The sequence below is a fragment of the Pseudomonas sp. MWU13-2862 genome (genome assembly GCF_023242495.1).
GTDB lineage: Bacteria > Pseudomonadota > Gammaproteobacteria > Pseudomonadales > Pseudomonadaceae > Aquipseudomonas > Aquipseudomonas gingeri_D.
Genome location: NZ_JALMEZ010000001.1, coordinates 149,830 through 166,995 on the forward strand (window position 1 = coordinate 149,830; position 17,166 = coordinate 166,995).

The 17,166-nt window shown below is 60.3% G+C and carries 15 protein-coding genes; 8 read left to right on the forward strand and 7 right to left on the reverse strand.

Annotation, left to right across the window (positions count from 1 at the left end):
• Window positions 1-19: 19 nt before the first annotated feature.
• Both M5C56_RS00780 and M5C56_RS00785 read right to left on the reverse strand, forming a co-directional pair.
• Entirely contained in the window at window positions 20-1,114 is a 1,095-nt protein-coding gene (locus M5C56_RS00780) for an ABC transporter substrate-binding protein (RefSeq protein ID WP_103495004.1), read from the reverse strand.
• 413 nt (window positions 1,115-1,527) lie between these two features.
• Window positions 1,528-2,145: a LysE family transporter gene (locus M5C56_RS00785; RefSeq protein WP_103495005.1), complete on the reverse strand. Its 618-nt coding sequence runs from the start codon at window positions 2,143-2,145 to the stop codon at window positions 1,528-1,530.
• Window positions 2,146-2,323: 178 nt separating this feature from the next.
• Between M5C56_RS00785 and M5C56_RS00790 the strand changes: the two genes are divergently transcribed.
• Window positions 2,324-3,136 (forward strand): polysaccharide lyase family 7 protein, encoded by an 813-nt coding sequence (locus M5C56_RS00790; protein ID WP_103495006.1) that lies wholly within the window; start codon window positions 2,324-2,326, stop codon window positions 3,134-3,136.
• A gap of 50 nt (window positions 3,137-3,186) precedes the next feature.
• Here the strand turns inward: M5C56_RS00790 and M5C56_RS00795 are convergent, their stop codons facing one another.
• Together M5C56_RS00795 and M5C56_RS00800 are read right to left on the reverse strand one after the other, a co-directional pair.
• Window positions 3,187-4,218: an NADP-dependent oxidoreductase gene (locus tag M5C56_RS00795; RefSeq protein WP_103495007.1), complete on the reverse strand. Its 1,032-nt coding sequence runs from the start codon at window positions 4,216-4,218 to the stop codon at window positions 3,187-3,189.
• A gap of 125 nt (window positions 4,219-4,343) precedes the next feature.
• Entirely contained in the window at window positions 4,344-4,484 is a 141-nt protein-coding gene (locus M5C56_RS00800) for a DinB family protein (protein ID WP_247262984.1), read from the reverse strand.
• Between the two features lie 70 nt (window positions 4,485-4,554).
• On the opposite strand from M5C56_RS00800, the gene M5C56_RS00805 reads away from it, so the two are divergent.
• Window positions 4,555-5,169 (forward strand): TetR/AcrR family transcriptional regulator, encoded by a 615-nt coding sequence (locus M5C56_RS00805; protein WP_247262985.1) that lies wholly within the window; start codon window positions 4,555-4,557, stop codon window positions 5,167-5,169.
• 28 nt (window positions 5,170-5,197) lie between these two features.
• Here the strand turns inward: M5C56_RS00805 and M5C56_RS00810 are convergent, their stop codons facing one another.
• Window positions 5,198-6,019 (reverse strand): helix-turn-helix transcriptional regulator, encoded by an 822-nt coding sequence (locus M5C56_RS00810; RefSeq protein WP_103495009.1) that lies wholly within the window; start codon window positions 6,017-6,019, stop codon window positions 5,198-5,200.
• 121 nt (window positions 6,020-6,140) lie between these two features.
• On the opposite strand from M5C56_RS00810, the gene M5C56_RS00815 reads away from it, so the two are divergent.
• From M5C56_RS00815 to M5C56_RS00830, 4 genes are all read left to right on the forward strand, one after another.
• On the forward strand, window positions 6,141-7,388 hold the full coding sequence (locus M5C56_RS00815) for an efflux RND transporter periplasmic adaptor subunit (RefSeq protein ID WP_247262986.1): 1,248 nt from the start codon (window positions 6,141-6,143) through the stop codon (window positions 7,386-7,388).
• Window positions 7,385-8,911 carry a DHA2 family efflux MFS transporter permease subunit gene (locus tag M5C56_RS00820; RefSeq protein ID WP_103495750.1) on the forward strand — a complete coding sequence of 509 codons (1,527 nt, stop codon included), beginning with the start codon at window positions 7,385-7,387 and terminating at the stop codon, window positions 8,909-8,911. Before M5C56_RS00815 ends, M5C56_RS00820 begins: the two co-directional genes overlap by 4 nt.
• A 47-nt stretch (window positions 8,912-8,958) precedes the next feature.
• A complete protein-coding gene (locus M5C56_RS00825; protein ID WP_247262987.1) occupies window positions 8,959-9,099 on the forward strand; it encodes a hypothetical protein in 141 nt (46 codons plus the stop codon).
• A gap of 297 nt (window positions 9,100-9,396) precedes the next feature.
• Window positions 9,397-11,037, forward strand: coding sequence for a methyl-accepting chemotaxis protein (locus tag M5C56_RS00830; RefSeq protein ID WP_103495751.1), 1,641 nt, complete (start codon window positions 9,397-9,399; stop codon window positions 11,035-11,037).
• 49 nt (window positions 11,038-11,086) lie between these two features.
• On the opposite strand, the gene M5C56_RS00835 is transcribed toward M5C56_RS00830, so the two are convergent.
• Window positions 11,087-12,034, reverse strand: coding sequence for a 2-hydroxyacid dehydrogenase (locus M5C56_RS00835; RefSeq protein WP_103495794.1), 948 nt, complete (start codon window positions 12,032-12,034; stop codon window positions 11,087-11,089).
• Window positions 12,035-12,354: 320 nt separating this feature from the next.
• Between M5C56_RS00835 and M5C56_RS00840 the strand changes: the two genes are divergently transcribed.
• Window positions 12,355-14,379, forward strand: a complete 2,025-nt coding sequence (locus tag M5C56_RS00840; protein ID WP_103495752.1) for a methyl-accepting chemotaxis protein — start codon at window positions 12,355-12,357, stop codon at window positions 14,377-14,379.
• A gap of 118 nt (window positions 14,380-14,497) precedes the next feature.
• Entirely contained in the window at window positions 14,498-16,075 is a 1,578-nt protein-coding gene (locus M5C56_RS00845) for a sensor domain-containing diguanylate cyclase (RefSeq protein WP_103495753.1), read from the forward strand.
• A 68-nt stretch (window positions 16,076-16,143) separates the two neighbouring features.
• On the opposite strand, the gene M5C56_RS00850 is transcribed toward M5C56_RS00845, so the two are convergent.
• The gene (locus tag M5C56_RS00850) at window positions 16,144-16,662 is read right to left on the reverse strand and encodes a GNAT family N-acetyltransferase (RefSeq protein ID WP_103495754.1); all 519 of its coding nucleotides are present in this window, start codon (window positions 16,660-16,662) and stop codon (window positions 16,144-16,146) included.
• Window positions 16,663-17,166 lie beyond the last annotated feature (504 nt).

Consider the following 17,166-nt stretch of genomic DNA (forward strand, 5'->3'; position numbering starts at 1 on the left):
CTCGCCTCCTCACGCCCCGCTACGGCTTCGCAGCCTTCGGCAGAGACGTCGGCGTATGGTTGATGGCGGCGTCGATCATCGCCACGACGGCAGCTTGGCTGTAGGAGGGATTGGCGGCGGTGCCCACCGGCATGGTGGCGAGCCAGGTATCCAGGTCTTTCGCATCGATGCGTACCAGCGGTACCTCGACGAACTTCGGCACCTGCTTGCCCGCCAGAATCTGCTGGGCCACCCAGAAACCCACCTGGGAGACACTCGGGGAGGCAGAAACCGAGACGGTCTCATAGCCATTGGCATCGCGTTCCTGTTTCCACAGGGCGAGTTCGTCCTGACGGTTGCCCATCACGATGATCGGCAAGGGGCGTCCCGCCGCCTTGAATGCCAGGGCCGCGCCATAACCGTCGCCCCCCTGAGTAGCAACGGCATCGATGCCGGGCAGCGACGGCAGCGCCAGCGCCACCTCCTTGCGAGCGACGGAAGCCGTCCAGTTGCCGTATACGGTCTTGGCGAACTTCAGACCCGGGTAGTCGCCAGCAGCCTTGTGAATACCGTCGCTGATGTTTTGATCGGTAGCATCGCCGGCAATGCCGCGGATCTCCAGCAGCGTGCCGTTCCCCTTGAGGCGCTCGGCGATATAGTCCATTTCCACGCGGCCCATGGCGGACCAGTTGTAGTCCACCGTATAGACACAGCGTTCGGTCACCAGGCTGGCCATGACCACCACCACGATGCCGGCGTTACAGGCATCCTGGATCACCCCATTGAGGGCTGTGTCGGATGCGGCCAGGATGACGATGGCGTTGACGCCCTGGACGATCAGATCCTGGATATGGGCCGCCTGTTCCGACGCCGAGTTGTTGGCGCTGACCACCGGTGCCTCCTGGATCAAGCCATCCTTTTTTGCCGTGGCCGCAACCTCTTGCCAGTTGCGCACCATCACTTTGCGAAAATCGCTGCCCGCGTAGGAGTTGCTGAAGGCGATGCGTTTGCTTGCGGTAGGGCCATTGGCGATGCCGCCGTCGGCAGCCTGGGCCGTAACGACGGCAACCATCGCCACCCCGGTCAGGCAGCCAACGAAGCGGCGCAGGATTTTATCGATCGATTTAGCCTTCATGCTGTTCTCCATCGGGCTTGGGATTTATCACCGGCACTGCCGGCCGCTTCGAGCGAATACTTGAAGCGGTTTGAAGCAGGTCGCTCTTCGATCACTGGAGTCGCAGCGTCAGCGGGGGATCGGCACGATGCGGCTAAAATAATGACGGTACGGCCTACTGGCCGGATCCCGGGAGGCGCGATCGATAAAGGCAATGGGGTATCGCTGGATAGGAAGCGCTAAATACATACGGACTCCTTCCTGGACGGCCGACAACTGGAAAAAATGCAGTGCTTGCATTTGGGCTGAGCATAGCCTCAACGCTTCAGCCGCGTTGGAAAAATGACGTCAATCTGGATACTTTCCGCAAATAGCAGATGGCCCGATATCGCGGGCCTCCTCCTCCATGGAGCGACCCTGTAGCGCCAACACCGTCAGCGCACGCCCCTGGCAACCGCCAGCAAAACACCGAAGCCCACCAGCACCCCGCCAAACGCACGGTCGATCCAATGGCGCACAGCCAGCAACCGTTCGCGCACGGCGTTAGCCGAAAAGCACAAGGCAACCACACTGAACCAGGCCATATGCGCACCCGAGATAAAAGCCCCATAACCGATCTGCACGGCCATCGGCGTATCGGGACGAACCACCTGCATGAACAGGCTGATGATAAAGATCGTCGTCTTCGGGTTCAGGACATTGGTCAGGAAACCCGTGCGCAGCGCGGCAAAGTCAGACAGCGGTGCAACAGCGCTCTCGGCCAGTGTTCCACTGGGCTGGGTCCGCAACATCTTCACCCCCAGCCAGATGAGGTACGCAGCCCCCGCCAGCTTGATGGTGTTGAACAGCCACAGCGACTGCTGGATCAGCAGTCCCAGGCCAATCAGGGTGTAGCTGACGTGGACCAGCACGCCCAGCCCGATGCCCAGGGCCGTGAGCACGCCCGCTCGGCGGGACAACATCAGGCTGTTACGCGTCACCATGGCGAAATCGGGGCCAGGGCTGATGACAGCCAACAGGGTAATGGAGATCACAGCCAACAGTTCCGCCATCGCCAATCCTCTGGAAAACGTAAAAGTTGGCTTGATCATAAACGAATAGCGTTCAGACCAGAAACGATGATTGCTCATGTTTCATTTGGCGAGCGGAACCCGGCAGGCTATCGTGGAACACTAAGGTCCCGATCTTTTAAAGTGACCTAATTCAAATCAACACCTGGAGCAACACGAGATGATTGTGAGCCCCTACAAACTGTTCAACACCAAATCCATTATCAACGCCATCGCCGCCATCACCATGACACTCAGTTGCACCTCTGCTTTTTCACTCGATGCGAGCAAAGCACCGGGCCACAACTTTCCCATTCTGACCAGTTCGTACCTTCTCCAGGATTTCAATGGTGCAAATCTGCTGGAGGAAGTATCGATCACTGACAATCTGCAAAACGCCTACTTCTACACAAACTGCTATACCGCAAACAATTGCCAAAAAGGCGTGCCTGAAGGCGCCATCATCTTCAACACACCCTCAGGGCTCAAAGCCACGGCCCACAGCGACTACCCTCGCGTTGAGCTAAGGGGCAAACGAGAATTCACCATCGGCGGCCCGTTGAATGCCAGCCAATCCGGTGAAGCCTATATCGTCCAGAACCCACAAACCAAATCCATTATCTTCGCGCAGATTCATGGCGATAAACCCTGGGGATCAGAGTTGCTCAAACTCCGTTGGAAAGACGGTGCTATTATCGCCGGAACCAAAACACACTATGGCGACAAAGAGAGCCGATCAACCCTCTTATCAGGCATCCGCCTTAACGACAAAATAGATTACACGATACAAGCCAGAGGTTCTGCCAGCGAAATGACCTTGCTGGTTAAAGTGACAGCGCAGGGGCAAATATCAACCCAGACGTTCACCTTTCCGAAATCAGGCTGGGACGGCGTGAATCTGTACTTCAAAGCCGGCAATTACAACCAGACTTCCGATGCCGGCGGAGATGCCGCTATTGTGGCGTACAGCGCTCTGAATGTTAATTATGAATAAAACAGGGGCGACCGGATTATCGGGCATGGAATCACCTGGTTGATCCATGCCTACAACTCCACATACACCAATCCCCTGAGCCTTCCGATACAGGCGTCATGCAAGGCTTGCGGCGCGCTCTCGATCCCGCTGAACTTCGAGGACAGCAGATGGAGACCGCCATCGCGTTGCCATACGGCGAGGCGCTCGATCCATTCGTTGAACGCGTCGGGATCGTTGTCGGCACTGTAGCCGCGTAGCCTCATGCCCTTGAGGATGAGCTGAAACGAATCAAGCTCCACCGGTGCGACCGTTGTCGCGCCCTTGGCCGCCAGCTCTGCGCTCAAGGCACCGAGCAGCACGAAGCGCGCCCCTTGCCGGGCGACCTCCACCGCGGCACGCAATTGCTCGCCGCCGACGATGTCCACATAGACATCGATTCCCTCTGGCGCAGCAGCGGCCAACAGTTCAACCATCGGCATGCTACCGGTGACGATAACCTCGTCGTAGCCGAGTTCGGATTTCATCCACGCGGCCTTGTCATGGGAACTGGTGCTGCCGATGACATGCCCTGCCCCGAGCCGACGGGCAATCTGCCCTGCCATCGAGCCGATGGCGCCCGCGCCGCTGGAAACGAAAACCGTATCCCCTTGCCGAACCTCAACACCGCGAGTCAGCGCGGCATAGGCTGTCCAACCATGGCCAAGATGGGCCACCGGATCGACGGGCCCTGAACGCAGCGGCACACATTGGTCCAGGGCGATCGCCGCGTACTCGCGCCAGCCACAATGGTGTGAAACCAGATCGCCAGGCTGCAAGCCGCTCTCGGGCGGTGCCGATACCACTTCACCAATCGCCCCGTCGGCCAGCGTGTCACCCGGATTGATCGGTGGAAACGGGATGCCTTTGATGTCCTGTGCACCGATGCTCATCATCAGACGCGCGGAGATCGAGATGCGGAACCACCGATTGCGCACCAGCACCTCGTGGGCGGCGGGACGCGGCATCGGCGACTCGACGATCTCGAAATGTTCGGGGCCTGGCGTGTGATCGGGACGTCGCACGAGTTTGATTTCACGAGAAGTCAGGGGTAGCGCAAACATGGTGATTTCCTGGTGGATGGTGGGGGTTTGCGTCACGATGCGGTCAACCGACGTGAAGGTTCTGTGCGATGCAGGTACACCGCGAAGGTGTCCCAGGGCAGTTCAATGGACAGCTGCTTCATGATTTACCCCACTTCACCGCGGTGGTAACCGCCATGCGTGACGACGTGGGTCAGCATTTCCTCGCGTGACATCTTTTTCAACAGCTCGCCGTTGGCCCATTCCTGATAGCTGAACAGCCTGCGGAGCAAGGGTAACGAGCTCATGATCAGTGACCCCTTTTGACGTTATGGAATGTGAGTAATATGTTTATATTTTGATTCCCAGGGGTATTTTTTGACTACTCGCATTCCATCGCCGTCCTCCCCGATGCGCAAGGAACCACGCCAGGCGCGCTCCCGGGCCACGGTCGACTCCATCGTCCAAGCGGGTGCTCGCGTTTTGAGCGAGCGAGGCTGGGCCGGTTTCAATACCAACGAGGTCGCCGAGGTGGCCGGCGTGAGCATTGGCTCGCTCTACCAGTACTTTCCGGACAAACAGGCGTTGATCGAAGCCATTCGACAACGTCACCTCAATGAGGTGGTGGCGGTCATTCGTGCGGTGCGGGTCGGTGAAAAGTCCGCCAGGCAACTGGTGGAGGAGCTGGTCGGCGGCATGATCGCGGCACACAGCGTTCACCCGGAACTGCATCGGGTGCTGCTTGAGGAAACCTCGCCGTATGCAAATTCAGTATCCGATCAAAGCGTCTTCGAAACGGAATACCTGGCGCGCTATGCCGCCGTGGTGGCGGCCTACCCCGGGTCACGAAGTTCGATGGTGGCGCAAGTCCTCTCGGCCGCTGTTGAAGGGGTCATTCATAGCGCCGCCCGAAGAGGAACCTTGCAATCCCCCGAGCTGAAGGAAGAGTTGGTCCACCTGGTCTGCGCGTACCTGGCACCTAAAGAGGCGTGAGCCTCCCCCGGCAATCCCCGCACTGGCCTCAGCGCGATTTTTTCGAAAAATAGTGCGCCGGAGAATCGCCGAAGCAGCGCCGGAACATCGCAATGAAGTTGCTGGGGGTGGCATATCCCAGCGCATCCGCCACCTCGGCGACAGAAACACCCTTGGCGAGCATTTCCAATGCATGGGTCAAGCGCGCCTGCTGGCGCCACTGGGCGAAGCTGTTTCCCGTTTCAGCCAGGAACAGGCGTGACAAGGTGCTGGGCGACAGTCCCGCCCAGGATGCCCAGGCCTGCAGGGTGCGGGTGTCTTGCGGCTGCTCCAGCACCGCGTGGGCAATGCGCAACAAACGCCGATCACTGGGCATGGGCAGATGCAACGGTTCATGGGGCGCCTGCCCGATCTCGTCCAGAAGTACCGCAATCATCCGCTCCTGCGAGGCGTCCAACACCTCTTGTGCCGACCAGGACACTGCCCGGCGCACCAGGGCGTTCATCAACTCACTGATGCCAATGACACAAGGCTGATCCGGCAGCTCGCGGGAAGCCTGCGGAGTGATCAGGACCGTCCAGCCGCTCATGGCGCCGCTGATACTGACCTTGTGCGCTTCATTGCCAGGTATCCAACCCGCGCGGTTGGGCGGCAGCAGCCAGGACCCCTGCACCGTTCGGACATGGACCAGACCGCTCTCGACGCAGAACAACTGGCCACGCAAGTGATGGTGCCAGTCGTATTCGCGGGTCCCCAGTCGAAACTCGTTGTCCGGCGCGTCCTCTCCCCTCAAGGCGATCAACGCGGGGCCATCGCTGCACTCGCTGTGATCCGGCGCTGGAATCGTGGGGATCTCGCTTGCTGGCGGCATGATTCAAACTCAGTATTTTTAGATAAAACAACGTTATCTGCCTTTGGTGAAGTCGTCCAACACTGTCTTCGTGGTTTCAACACCGTCCACCCACTTCAGACGAACTTGCCAAGGCCTTCCCATGAGCGACACCCAGCCCCTCTCGCCCCCCGCTACGGCACCCACCCCCGGGAGTAGCGCGCCACCTGCAGCACCTGCCAAAAGTAAACGTCCCTGGCTGCTGCGCCTGCTCGGGGTCACCGTCGTGCTCGGCGCCATCGGCTGGGGAAGCTGGTACGGCCTGTACGGACGCTGGTACGCGACCACCGACAACGCCTATGCCCAAGGCAATGTCGTGCAGATCACCCCGCAGATACCCGGCACCGTGGTGTCGATCGGCGCCGACGATGGCGACTTCGTCCAGGCGGGTGCCGTGCTGGTGCAGTTGGACCCGAGCGACAGCCAACTCGCCCTGGCGAGTGCCGAAGCCAACCTGGCGACTATCGTGCGCAAGGTCCGCGGCCTGTACAGCAGCGTCGATGGCGCACAAGCCGACTGGGTTGCCCTCGGCGTCGCGGTGGACAAGGCGCGGGCCGACTATGAGCGGCGCAAGATGCTGGCGACCTCAGGGGCGATCCCCGCCGAAGAACTGGCCCATGCCCGCGACAGCCTGCTGATGGCACAAAGCGCGATGCAGGCGGCGCGCCAGCGTTACCAGACCAGCAAATCCCTGGTCGATGACACGGTGCTGATTTCGCACCCCGAGGTACAGGCAGCGGTCACCACGCTACGCACGGCTTTCCTCGGGCAAGCGCGGGCCACGGTAATGGCGCCGGTCAGCGGCTACATCGCCAAACGCAGCGCCCAGCTCGGTCAACGGGTCCAGCCCGGGGAGCCGCTGATGGCGGTGGTGCCGCTGCACCAGGTGTGGATCGAAGCCAACTTCACGGAAATGCAGTTGACCGACATGCGCATCGGCCAGACGGTCGACATCCACGCCGATGTCTATGGCAATGCGGTGCACTATGACGGCCGGATAGAGAGCCTGGGCATCGGCACCGGCAGCGCCTTTGCCCTGCTGCCGGCGCAGAACGCGACCGGTAACTGGATCAAGATCGTGCAACGCGTGCCGGTGCGTATCGTCCTGACCCGGCCCGAGCAATTGGACAGCCACCCGCTGCGCATCGGCCTGTCCACGAGCGTCAGCGTCGATTTGCACGACACTCGCGGCGCCCTCCTGTCACAGCAATCACCCACCCAGCCGGTGCTCGACACCCGGGTCTACCGCGACCAACTGGCCCAGGCCGATGCACTGATCGAACGCATCATCCGAACCAACAGCAACCAGGCCCACCACACTACCGGCGAACCCACGCCGGATCGCTCATGAGCAGCCCCGCTCCGCTCGGGAGCTTTCGTCCGACCAGCGTCGGCTGGACCAGCATCGGCCTGGCGCTGGCGGTATTTATGCAAGTACTGGACGGCACCATCGCCAATGTCTCGTTGCCCACCATCGCCGGTAACCTGGGGGTCAGCAGCAGCCAGAGCGCCTGGGTCATCACCAGCTTTGCGGTCAGCAATGCCATTGCCCTGCCGCTGACCGGTTTTCTCGTACGCCGCATCGGCCAACTGCGGCTGTTCCTCTGGTCGACCGGACTGTTCACCCTGGCCTCGCTCCTCTGCGGCCTGGCCCCAAGCATGGGCCTGCTGATCCTGTGTCGCTCCCTGCAAGGGGCGGTGGCCGGGCCGATGATCCCGACCACCCAGGCCCTGATGCTGTCGATCTACCCGCCCGAGCGGCGTGGCTTCGCCTTGTCGATGATCGCCATGGTCACCGTGGTGGCGCCGATCGCCGGACCGCTGCTGGGGGGCTGGATCACCGACAGCTATTCGTGGCGCTGGGCCTTTCTGGTCAACATTCCGGTCGGCCTCTTCGCCTGCGGCCTGGTGGCCAGCCAACTGCGTGGCCGGCCGGAGGCAACCGAGCGGGTCAAGGTGGATGTGATCGGGTTGGTGGCGTTGATCGCTGGCGTCGGCGCGTTGCAGATCGTGCTGGACAGGGGCAATGAAGCGGACTGGTTCAACTCGCCGCTTATCGTTGTGCTGTCCATCGTCGCGGTGATCGGACTGATCTTTTTCCTGATCTGGGAACTGACCGAGCGTGAACCCATCGTCAATCTGCGGCTATTGCACCATCGCAACTTCGCGGCCGGCGCGCTGGCCCTGGTGTTCGCCTACTCGGCGTTCTACGCGGTCAACGTGATCATGCCGCTGTGGCTGCAACGCACGCTCGGATACACGCCGATCTGGGCCGGCCTGGCCCTGGCGCCGATGGGCATCATGCCGGTGCTGCTGACCCCGTTCATGGGCAAGTATGCGGCGCGCTTCAATATGCGCCTGCTGGTGTGCGGCGCCTTTGTGCTGCTGGCGAGTGCGTCATTCCTGCGGGCGGGCTTCGTGGTCGAGATCGACTTCCAGTACATCGCCCTGATCCAGCTGTTGCAGGGCCTTGGCCTGGCGCTGTTCATCATGCCGATCAACGTCATCCTGCTGTCCGACCTGAAACCCGAGCAGATCGCCGCCGGCTCCGGGCTGTCGACCTTCCTGCGCACATTGGGCGCGAGCTTGTCGGTCTCTATCACGTCGCTGCTGTGGGACCGGCGCACCACGGAACACCACGCACGGCTGGGTGAGTCGCTGAGTGCATACGACGCCAGCACCCGGCAGGCGGTCTCGACCCTGGGGCATGGCAACCTGGCGCTCGGCCATGAGTTGTTGAACCGCATGGTCGATGTCCAGGCTTCACAGATCGCCTTCAACGATGTCGCGCTCATCCTGGGTGCGGCGTTTCTGCTGGCCATTGCGCTGGTGTGGCTTGCCAAGCCGCCTTTCATCCCGAGGGCCAAGGCATGAGCCGTGGTCGCCTGCGTCCTTTCAATACCCATCCCTGGAGAAAACCCATGACACTTGATCCGCAACGTTTCACCGTCTACGACATTCAGGCATTCCCCATCGTTATTGCGCGCAATGACGCCATCGTTCCCGGCTACGCCGAGCAGTGGGAGCCATCGGCGCGACAGCTGCTGCTGGAGATGGACTGAAGGGGCGCCCTTGACCCGAAAAGCGGGGACACCCATCAGCGGGTCTCGAATCAGGACTGCAAGCCCCCGACAACTGCCGCACTATCTGTGCGGCCCGCCGGGGCCCATGAATATAGCGCAGCGTGACATGCACCAAGCCTCAAAAGGTGGCAGGAAACACCCGCTGCACCGACCTGCCGGTGTCAGGATCGGCGAGCACCGCCAAGAGAATGATGTTATTTTGACATCTCTCGGATCAAGTCGTGAAGAATCGTTTAAGCTCCGAGATAATCACCTCTAATCCACAGAGCTTGCCACTTGAACATTCTGAATCAATCCAAATTCTCGACCAAGCTTTTGTCCTCATTTGCTATCTGCGCCCTGATCACCCTCGCCGTGGGTGGATTAGGCATGGCGGGGATCAACCGCCTGGCCGCTGCGCTGTCATTCACCTTTTCCAACAACCTGGTTTCGGTGGGCAACGTCAACGAGACGCTGTCCAGCCTGATCGCTCACAACCGCGAGCTCTACCGGTTGCTCGACGCTCAGGACGGCGGCGTGTCCGAAGCCGACAAGACGCGTATTCGCCAGTCCCTGGCAACCTATCTGGCTCGCGCGGAAAAGGCTTTCACGACCTACCGTGCCACGCCTCTGGAAGCTGATGAGCGCGCGGCGGGAGATCAGTACGCAGCGCGGTGGCCCAGTTATGTGGCAGGTGCCCAGAGGGTCATTGAGCTGATGGACGCCAACGATCTTGCCCACGCACGCACTCGCTTGAACACCCTGTCACTGGACGTGTTCAACAACGCCCGCGATGACCTGCGAATCATGATCGATTCGAACAATCGGCAGATCAAAGAAGGTGCCGATGAGGCACAGGCACTCAAAGCCAGCTCCACACTGATGCTGTTGATCGGGATTGTGATCGCATTTCTTGTGGCCGCCGCTCTTGGCATTTTGATTACCCGCATGATCACCCGGCCACTGGCGGTAGCGGTCGAGCATGCGCAACGCGTTGCCCGTGGCGATCTGACCCAGAGCATTTCCACGACCCGTGGCGATGAAGCCGGGCAACTGCTCAATGCCCTGGCGGACATGCAAAGCGGCTTGAGGGAAACCCTTCAGCAGATCGCCAGTGCCTCGGATCAGTTGGCCTCGGCAGCCGAAGAGCTGAGCGCGGTGACCGAGGAAAGTACCCATGGCCTGACGCGGCAGAATGACGAAATCCAGCAAGCGGCCGCCGCCATCAACGAGATGACGGCGGCAGTCGAGGAAGTGGCGCGCAATGCCGTGTCGACTTCCGAGGCCTCCAAAGCCGCAACCGACGACGCCGCCCATGGCCGCAGCCAGGTCAACCATACGCTCACCGGCATCAGCACCATGGTGGAAGAGATCACCGAGTCCACCGAGACGGTGATTGAACTGGCCGGGAACATTCAGAGCGTCAGCAAAGTACTGGACGTCATCCGCAGCATCGCCGAACAGACCAACCTGCTGGCGCTCAATGCGGCCATCGAAGCCGCCCGTGCGGGCGAACAGGGGCGCGGGTTTGCGGTGGTGGCCGATGAAGTGCGGGCGCTCGCACACCGCACCCAAACCTCAACCGTAGAAATCGAAGGCATGATCAGTAGCGTGCAATCGGGTGCCAATGGGGCCGTCGCGGCCATGGGCAAGAGTCTGTCACTGGCCACCAGCACCCACGAACTGGCCCAGAGCGCCGGGGCGGCGCTGGAGAAGATCAGCGACAGGGTCGTCAGCATCAACGCGCGTAATCTGGTGATCGCTTCGGCGTCCGAAGAACAGGCCCAGGTAGCCCGCGAAGTGGACCGTAATCTGCTGAATATCCAGGACCTTTCGACCCAGACCGCGGCGGGCGCCAACCAGACCAGCGCCTCCAGCCAGGACCTGTCGCGCCTGGCCGTCGCCTTCAATGTTCTGGTGGCACAGTTCAAGCTTTAAGGGGCTGAGGGCGGCTACCGGTCGATCATGAACAGCCATGAAATCGTTACTAGACCCATGGCACCGGTGTCAGGACAGGGCTTCCTGAGAAATACGCCGTCAGGTTTTCAATGACCAATTGTAGCGTGGCGGTGACCGCTTCCGGCGAGCGCCCCGCTATATGCGGCGTCAGGATCAAGTTATTCAGGTTGGCAAATGCCGCCGGCACCTCAGGCTCGCCTTCCACGACATCCAGTGCCGCCCCGGCAATTTCCCTGTTTGTCAGTGCCGAGATAAGTGCAGCGGTATCCACCACGCTGCCTCGGGCGATATTGACCAGATAGCCGTCGGGGCCAAGGGCTTTCAGTACCGTGGCGTCGACCAGATGAAATGTCCCCGCACCACCGGGCGTGGCCACGATCAGGAAATCGGCCCAGCTTGCCAAGGCCACCGGCGTATCAAAATAGGTGAAGGGCGAGTCGTGTCGTGGATGACGGCTGTGATACCCCACCGACATCTCGAATCCGCCGACGCCACGCCGGGCAATCTGCTGCCCGATATTGCCCAACCCCAGGATCCCCAGTTTCTTTTTCGAGAGCATGGGACGTGGCTGTCTGGAGTGGGCCCATTGGCCGTGACGAACGGCGGCGTCGGCTTGCGGAATGCCTCTGACAATGGCCATCAACAAGGCGATCGCATGGTCAGCGACCGAGGCGTCATTGGTGCCGGGGCCGTGTGTCACGACGATGTCGCGTGCACGAGCCGCAACCAGATCGACCTTTTCGTAGCCCGCGCCCTGGGCGCAGATGATCTTGAGTTGAGGCAGGGAGGCCATTTCGTCGGCCGAGAGTCCCGTAGACCCGTTTGTCAGAACGGCTTGAATCTGAGGGCCCATGCTCTTGAGCGTGATGGCCTTCGCTTCAGTTGAGAATGCCACGTGCGCCTTGAAGCCTGCGGCCTCCAGTCGAGAAAGACTTTCGGGAGCCAGTTCGATCAGAACCAGGAGATCTCGGACCATGGTCAGGTACTCTTGATTTAGCCTACGCATGTTGGGAGCGTTCAGCCCCATAGACTACATGATTCGTTGCAAGCGACCTGCCCCTCTCTGCTCTGGCAGATGCGCATTGTCGTGCAACCAACAACCGTCGGCGAAGTCAGCCTGACCGGTTTCATTGATCAAAATCAAAACTCGAAATCACATTGATATCACGCTGAACAGCACGGGTTGCGCCGGGGCAACACTCAAATCAGCATCGCCAAGCCCTGCAAGCGCCCCTACGGCAAAGGACCGCTGTTATCCACAATAACAATCCGCGGTTTACCCTGAGGTAGTCCTTGATGAATCTCTCTCATTTGCTCAACCGGACCCACTCCTCGTCGTCGGGCACCCTCAGCGTGCTCAGTACCGCCAGTGAACTACAGGCCAAGCTGCAGGCAGTTCGCCTGGAGCCGGTATTCATCTCCGGCTTCGTGTCCCCGCACCTGGACCTTGACCAGATCGCTCGCACGGTTCGCCAGCGTTTCCCGAGCTGCATCATCAGCCTGTGCACCACCTCCGGCGAACTCTGCGGCACGGCCAGCCAGCTCTACTGCCCTACCGGCGAACGCTGGGACCGGATCGTGCTGCAGTTGTTCGATCGCAGCGTGATCGCCAGCGCGGAAATCGCCATGGTGTCCCTGGAGTGCGCCGACATCCGCGGCGATAGCAAACGCATCAGCATGCGCGAGCGCATCTCCCGCCTGGTACACAACCTCAAGGCGGCGCAAGTCCGCACCCAGATTGACCAGCGTGACACCTTGGCCTACATCCTCTTCGATGGCCTGTCGGCGTCCGAATCCTTCTTTATGGAAGCCCTTTACGAATCCGGCCGTTTCCCCTGCCTGTTCGTCGGTGGCTCGGCGGGCGGCAAGGGCGATTTCAAGAAAACCCTGATCCATGACGGCAACCGCAGTTACGAGAACCACGCCCAGATCGTCTTTCTCAAGTGCTCGCCCGGTATCCGTTTTGGCGTATTCAAAAGCCAGAACTTCCAACCCTCGACGCTGACCTTCAGCGTCCTGACCGCGTCCCTGGAAGATCGCACCATTCACCAGGTCATCGACGCCCAAGGCAATATCAAGACCATGGTCCAGGCCCTGGCTGATGCGTTCAAATGCACGCCGCAGACACTGGAGCAGCACCTGGGCGACTACTCCTTCGCCATCCGCGTGGGCCAGGAACTGTTTGTCCGCTCCATCGCCCGCATCGACCCGGCACAAGGCCTGGTGCACCTGTTCTGCGACGTGGCGCCGGGCGAAGAGCTGCTCATGGTCAAACGCACCTCGATCCGCGACGCCACCCGTACCGACTACCAACGCTTCCTGCAGGGCAAGGGCGGCCAGCCGATTGCCGGCATCCTCAACGACTGCATCCTGCGCCGGCTGAACAACAGCGCGGAACTGGACGCCATGACCGGCCTGTTCGGCGACGTGCCGTTGATCGGCTTTTCCACCTTCGGAGAAATCCTGGGGCTCAACCTCAACCAGACCCTGACCGCGATCTTTTTCTTCCGCGTCGCCAAGGGGGCCAGTTTCGAGGATGACTACGTCGACCGCTTCCCGATCCACTACGGCGAATTCAAGGCCTTCTTCCTGCGCCGTCAGATCAAGAAACTGGTAGGCCTCAACCATGTGCTGGTCAAGCAGATAGAAGCCTTCAAGAACAACAACTTCGTCAGCACCCTTGACGTGAGCGGCCTCGACGAAAACCTGCAACCGGTGTTCCACGGCCTGACCGACCTGGGCACCGTGCTCGACCAGGCTAACCGCCATCAGGAACAGATCGCGGGCCAGTTGCAGCACTATTCCCAGGAGCTGCACCTGTCGATGGACGACCTGGCCACCACCATCGACCGGCAACACGACGTCGCCGCCGAAGCGCGCTCGACCTTCGACGGCCTGTCCACCCAGGCCGACGAAGTGGTCGGCGGCGCCCGTGAGCTGGCGCAATCGAGCCTGCGTATCCAATCGATCGTGCAGGTGATCCAGCAGATCGCCGGCCAGACCAACCTGCTCGCCCTCAACGCCGCCATCGAAGCGGCCCGGGCCGGCGAAATGGGCCGAGGCTTTGCCGTGGTGGCCGATGAAGTGCGCAAACTGGCGGAGATCACCCGCAAGAATGCCGGGGAGATCGGCGTGGATATCGATCGACTGTCGTCCGAGATCCAGAAAGTCGCGGTGCAGATCGAAGACCAGTCCACGGCCGTGGGCACCCTGCGCAGCTTGCTCGACGCCCTGGAAGACTCCGGCCAGATGACCGAAGGGACCTCTCGGCGGACCAAGACAATTGCCGATACACTAACGGGGCTGACACGCCGCGGTTGAAGGCCCCCCAGCAATAGCAGACCCCGGGAACGATAGGGCCGCGTAAGCCACGCGCGCCCATCGTCCCCGTGCTTCACCCACGCTACAGGTATTCCCATGTCTATCCGGATCTCATCAAATGCCCACCCGGCCAAAGCCAACGCTTAACCTGCGCACTCTCATCCTGCTGATTGCACTACTCTCCGCAGTCACCACCCTGGCCAACAGTTTCTGGGTTATCTACAAGGTTCAGAAACAGGAACTGATTACCCACGCACTCGATAACAACAAGGACTATGCCTCAAGAATCGCCGCGGGTATCGAGCAAGTCCTCAGCTCCGACATCGACAAGCTCAAATACAGCGCCAGTGTTATCGGCAAGGGTTTTAACGACCAGGGACGCCTGGGTGACGAAGCCCTGCGATTGCTGAATCAGGACAACAGTTTCAACTCCATCCTGATGGCCAACGCCTCCGGCACGGTCGTGGCATCGGCGCCAGAAAGTCTGAACATCAATGGCCAGGCGCTGCGCAACACAGAGCCCCTGCAAAGCCGCGAGCCGAAGATCAGCAACGCATTCAAGTCGATCGCCGGCAATCTCGTGATCTTCATCTCTTATCCCGTATTCGGCGCCAGGGGAGAATACCTGGGCCTTATCGGCGGGACCGTCCGGCTCGACCAGGAAAACGCCCTGCACACCCTGGTCGATCAGCATGTCCGCCATGACGGGGCCTATGTTTATCTGGTCGACAAAACACGTCGCGTGCTCTATCACCCTCGACCCGACAACATCGGCACCATCGTGGGAGATGACCCCATCGTGGATGCCGCCTTGCAAAACAAGAACGGTAGCCTCCAGTCCCACGATGCCAACGGCATCGAAATGCTTGCCGGCTTCGAAACCGTTTCCAGTAGCGGCTGGGGCGTGGTTTCACAACAGCCGCTCAACAATACCCTGGCGACGCTGAATCACCTGATGATCAAAGTCGGCAAGGGAATCGCCCCGCTGGGACTGCTCGGCCTCGTGCTCATCTGGTGGTCGGGGACCAAGATAGCCAGCCCCCTTTCCCTGCTGGCCAGGTATGCGAAACGCCTGGATGCGCCTGACAGCTACAAGCGCATCAGTGCGGTTTCAGCCTTTTTCAACGAAGCCTGGCAAATCCGTCGGGCCCTGCTGTTCAGCGTCGGCCTGCTGCAGGAAAAGATCAGCCGGCTGAACCGGCAGGCCCAGAGTGATGCGCTGACCGGGCTGGCCAATCGCCGGGCCATGCAAGATGCGCTGACGCTCTGGGAGGAAACCGGTCATTCATTCGCCGTTGTGTCCCTGGACATCGATCACTTCAAGCGGGTAAACGACACCTTCGGTCATGGTGCGGGCGATGAAACCCTTCGAATCGTCGCCGACCTGATGAAACAGAACTCACGGGCGAACGACTTGCCCTGCCGGGTGGGCGGTGAAGAGTTTGTGCTGCTGCTCCCGGACAGCTCGCTCAAGACGGCGGCCGAAGTGGCCGAACGGCTTCGGGTCTCGATCGAAAGCAAAGCCATCGACACCGTCGGACATATCACGGTTTCGTTCGGCGTTGCCCTCTGGACACCAGAGAAGGAATCCGTCGCCGCCGTATTCGACAAGGCGGACAAGCTGCTGTACCGGGCCAAGCAGAACGGCCGCAACTGCGTGATGGTGGAAGAAGCGGAGCTACCCGAGAAAACCTAGACTGGCGCCGGGCCGACAACGTGATCGTTGCTCGGCACACTTGGCCGCCATCAGGGTACATCTCTGCGTCAGTCGTCCAGGCGCAGCCCCATTTGCTCTTCATCATAAAAGCGTCCGCCGACCCACAGCACGCGGGGCTTGATGCCGAAGGACTCGAAGCCAAGCGAGCGATAGAAGTTGCTGGCGGCGAAGTTCTCGGTATTGACGGACAGATGGAGCTGAATGACGCCAGTCGCCCTGGCCTGCGCGACGACGGCTTCGAAGAGTTTGCGCGCGACGCCTTGTCGACGATAAGCCGAATCAACAAAGACGCCCCATACAAAGCCGGTGTGCTCGGCCTGTCGAACAGGCTCACGGTGCAGGCTGGTGACCCCTATCAGGTGTTCTCCGGCAAAGGCCCCGAACACAATCTCATGCACAGTGGCATGAAGCAGGGCCTCGGTTTGCGCCACCGGCCAGGCCAGCTCTTCCTCGGCCGTTGGCCACATGGTGGAGGGGGCATCGACAATCGCGCGAAGGCGGATTTCCCTGTACGGTTGCGCATCAATCTCCGACAGCGGCCTGATGATGATATGGCTGTCTTGCATAGACGCGAAACCTCTTCTGCGAATTGAAAGTCAAGTTCCGGCATGCGGTGTCAGGCCGGGTGCCTGGCTGTTGAGTCTGAGGACTCTATATAGGGGTATAGCTGAGACCGGCGATATTCGCTGATGCTATGAAACACCTCAAGCTTTCGAACATGAAACTTTTCGAGCAGGCGAAAGTGGCGTGCCGCCGTTCAGAAGAGACTTACGGAAGTTGCTCAAGCATGCACAAACAGACACAAGAGAACATGAAGAAATGTGTCAGAAATGACTACAATCGGATACAAACTTATAAGTAACAAGCTTATTGAAACTGCTCCCATATGCAGAAGACGATAGCAGCCAGGAAAAACGGGATTTCAAAATACAATGTGGCTTTGATTTAATATCGGCACCCACCAACCTTCAGAAACATCCTACAACCCAGCTAATACTGATAACGTCTTATGAAAAATAGGCGCGTGCCCGCTCAGCCGCGACCAAATAGTGTTTGATCATGTCGTTGAG

Excerpts from the sequence above, each read along its gene's own strand:
- M5C56_RS00780 (WP_103495004.1), bottom strand. The coding sequence starts at position 1,114 with ATGAAGGCTAAATCGATCGATAAAATCCTGCGCCGCTTCGTTGGCTGC.
- M5C56_RS00785 (WP_103495005.1), bottom strand. The coding sequence starts at position 2,145 with ATGGCGGAACTGTTGGCTGTGATCTCCATTACCCTGTTGGCTGTCATC.
- M5C56_RS00790 (WP_103495006.1), top strand. The coding sequence starts at position 2,324 with ATGATTGTGAGCCCCTACAAACTGTTCAACACCAAATCCATTATCAAC.
- M5C56_RS00795 (WP_103495007.1), bottom strand. The coding sequence starts at position 4,218 with ATGTTTGCGCTACCCCTGACTTCTCGTGAAATCAAACTCGTGCGACGT.
- M5C56_RS00800 (WP_247262984.1), bottom strand. The coding sequence starts at position 4,484 with ATGAGCTCGTTACCCTTGCTCCGCAGGCTGTTCAGCTATCAGGAATGG.
- M5C56_RS00810 (WP_103495009.1), bottom strand. The coding sequence starts at position 6,019 with ATGCCGCCAGCAAGCGAGATCCCCACGATTCCAGCGCCGGATCACAGC.
- M5C56_RS00815 (WP_247262986.1), top strand. The coding sequence starts at position 6,141 with ATGAGCGACACCCAGCCCCTCTCGCCCCCCGCTACGGCACCCACCCCC.
- M5C56_RS00820 (WP_103495750.1), top strand. The coding sequence starts at position 7,385 with ATGAGCAGCCCCGCTCCGCTCGGGAGCTTTCGTCCGACCAGCGTCGGC.
- M5C56_RS00825 (WP_247262987.1), top strand. The coding sequence starts at position 8,959 with ATGACACTTGATCCGCAACGTTTCACCGTCTACGACATTCAGGCATTC.
- M5C56_RS00835 (WP_103495794.1), bottom strand. The coding sequence starts at position 12,034 with ATGGTCCGAGATCTCCTGGTTCTGATCGAACTGGCTCCCGAAAGTCTT.
- M5C56_RS00840 (WP_103495752.1), top strand. The coding sequence starts at position 12,355 with ATGAATCTCTCTCATTTGCTCAACCGGACCCACTCCTCGTCGTCGGGC.
- M5C56_RS00845 (WP_103495753.1), top strand. The coding sequence starts at position 14,498 with ATGCCCACCCGGCCAAAGCCAACGCTTAACCTGCGCACTCTCATCCTG.
- M5C56_RS00850 (WP_103495754.1), bottom strand. The coding sequence starts at position 16,662 with ATGCAAGACAGCCATATCATCATCAGGCCGCTGTCGGAGATTGATGCG.